Source organism: Dermacoccus sp. UBA1591, assembly GCF_002322065.1.
GTDB lineage: Bacteria > Actinomycetota > Actinomycetes > Actinomycetales > Dermatophilaceae > Dermacoccus > Dermacoccus nishinomiyaensis.
In genome coordinates this window covers 9,338-12,027 of sequence record NZ_DCNR01000030.1, presented here as the reverse complement: position 1 = coordinate 12,027, position 2,690 = coordinate 9,338, and the positions used below count along the sequence as shown (strand labels likewise).

Sequence of the window (2,690 nt, the reverse complement as noted above, 5' to 3'; positions counted from 1 at the left end):
GGGGTGAGCTTGCCGTCCTCGGTCTCGACCGTGAGCAGCTTGAGCCCGCCGGTGCGCTCCGGCGCGCCACCCTCGTCGACATGGATGTGCGCCGTCGTCGCGGCGATGACGGCGCCCCAGCGCGGCAGCATCGACTGCAGCGCGAGGACGTTCGCGCCCGTGCCGTTGAAGACCGGGTAGGCGATCGCGTCGTCACCGAAGTGGCCCCGCACGACCTCCTGCAGCCGCTGCGTGTAGTCGTCCGCACCGTAGGCGCCCTGGTGGCCGCCGTTGGCCGCGGCGAGCGCCTCGACGACGCGGGGGTGCATCCCCGCGTAGTTGTCGGACGCGAAGTCGCGCCGCGCGGTGTCGTGCAGCGCCTCGAACGGTTCGTGCTTCATCGTCGTCTCCTCAGTCATCGCGGCCCGTGATGCCTCGCGTCGAGGCGATGACGGGCGCCATCTTGCGCTCGAGCGCCTCGAAGAACATCGACAGCGGGAACTCGTCGTCGAGCACCGCGTCGGTGTAGCCCTTCGGCGGCCCCGCGAGCACCTCGTCGGGCAGCCCGCGCGCCCACACCGACGCCGGGTGCGGCGTCAGAACGGAACGGATCAGCTCGTACGCCGCGAGCCAGTGCGCGACCTTGGGGCGGTCGATCGAGCGCCAGTACAGCTCGTCGACGGCGTCGGCGAGTTCGATGATGCAGGCGGGCAGGCGCGACCACTCGACCGTGAGCTTCGAGTCCGTCCAGTTCATCACGCCACGCTGGTGCAGCCACGCGAACAGCAGCTGCCCGCCGAGACCGTCGTAGTTGCGCACACGGCCGCCGGTGAGCGCGAACCGGAAGATCCGATCGAGCAGGACGGCGTACTGCACGCCGCGCGCATGCGTCAGCGTGTCACGCTCCACGGCGGTCAGGTTCTCCCCCGCGACGACGCGCTCGCCGAGACGACGCTCGAGGTCGACGCAGTGACGGAACGCCGTGAGGTCGCAGCGCAACTCCTCGAGCGAGTAGAGGAAGTACGGCATGCGCTGCTTGATCATGAACGGGTCGAACGGGAGATCGCCGCGCATGTGGCTGCGGTCGTGGATGAGATCCCACATGATGAAGGTCGCCTCGGTGAGCGACTGATCCTCGAGCATCGCCTGCGCCCCGCTCGGCAGTTCGAGCTTCGTGATGCGCGCGGCTTCGCTGACGACGCGCCGGTAGCGCGCTGCCTCACGGTCCTGGAAGATCGCACCCCAGGTGAAGACGGGCGTCTCACGCGTCGCGACGGTCTCCGTGAACAGCACCGCCGAGTTCGTGTCGTAGCCGGAGGTGAAGTCGACGAAGCGCAGCGGCACGAACAGCGGGTTCTCGTACTCGCGCTCGAGGGTGTCGATGAACTCCGGCCAGATCACCTCGACGAGGACGGCCTCGAGGTGACGGTTCGACGAACCGTTCTGGGTGTACATCGGGAACACGACGAGGTGGCGAACGCCGTCCTCGCGCTGGTTCTGCGGGTCGAATGCGACGAGCGAGTCGAGGAAGTCGGGCACGCCGAAACCGTGGTCGGCCCACCGGCGCAGGTCGACGACGAGCGCGTCGAGGTAGGCGGCGTCGTGCGGGAACGACGGCGCGAGCGCCTCGATCGCCGTCACGGCGCGCTCGAGCTCGGCGCCTGCGGCGCCGGCGTCAGCCTCGGGGGCGAGAGAGCCGTCCTTGACCTGCATCGCGGCGATGGCCTCGCATGCGGCCTTGAGCTCGCTCCACGCGGTGGTGTCCTCGACGACCTCGGGCTCCCCGACGACGGCCTTGACCTCACGGGTGGACGTGAGCAGCTGGGCACTGGACATGGACAACCTCCGATCGCTGAGTGCGAGCCGATGTAAGCGGCAAAGGGACTTGACGCCCCTCACACTATCGCGAGACGAAGGGTGGTGATGACCTGAGGCACACGTGACCTGCGCGGACTCGGCGCGCGTGCGGGCACGCGAACGGGGCACCCGGGCGTCATCGGCTCGAATGCCCCGTTCGTCGGCCCGCGCGGCGGGCGGGCGTCAGTCGGTGTAGAGCTCGTCGAGGTCGTCCTTGAACTTCTTGACGACGACGCGGCGCTTGATCTTCATGCTGGGGGTGATCTCACCCTCCTCGACCGACAGGTCGCGCGGCAGGATGATGAAACGCTTGATCTGCTCCCAGCGGTTGAGCCGCAGGTTCATCTCGTCGACGTAGCCCTGCACCATCTCCCGGCACGCGTCGCTCGTCACGACGTCGCGGTAGCTCTTGCCGGCCATGCCGTTCTTCTCGGCCCACTCGGCGATGGCGTCTTCGTCGAGCGTGATGATCGCGGAGACGAACTTGCGGCCATCGCCCTCGACGACGAGGTTCGAGGCGTACGGGCAGACGCCCTTGAACATCGCCTCGATGGCGCCGGGCGATACGTACTTGCCGTTCGAGGTCTTGAACAGATCCTTCTTGCGGTCGGTGATGCGGATGTGGCCCGACTCGGAGATCTCACCGATGTCACCGGTGTGGAACCAGCCGTCCGTCAGCACCTCGGCGGTCTCGCGCTCGAGGTTCCAGTAGCCCTGCATGACGCCGGGACCCTTGACGAGCAGTTCGTCGTCCTCACCGAGCTTGAACTCCGTGCCCGGCAGCGGCCAACCGACGGTGCCGACCTGGTTCGCGCCGAGGTAGGGACGGTTGACGCTCGCCGCCGCCGACGACT

2 protein-coding genes and 1 pseudogene are annotated in these 2,690 nt (G+C 68.1%); all 3 read right to left on the bottom strand.

Annotated elements, in window-relative coordinates; genetic code table 11:
• Positions 1-380: threonine aldolase family protein (locus tag B2284_RS03425; protein WP_286697194.1), on the bottom strand; the 380-nt coding region annotated here is incomplete at its 3' end.
• A gap of 10 nt (positions 381-390) precedes the next feature.
• Positions 391-1,815, bottom strand: a complete 1,425-nt coding sequence (locus tag B2284_RS03420; RefSeq protein WP_074045574.1) for a DUF6421 family protein — start codon at positions 1,813-1,815, stop codon at positions 391-393.
• A 204-nt stretch (positions 1,816-2,019) separates the two neighbouring features.
• Positions 2,020-2,690: pseudogene (locus B2284_RS03415) on the bottom strand (AMP-binding protein); the annotation flags it as partial.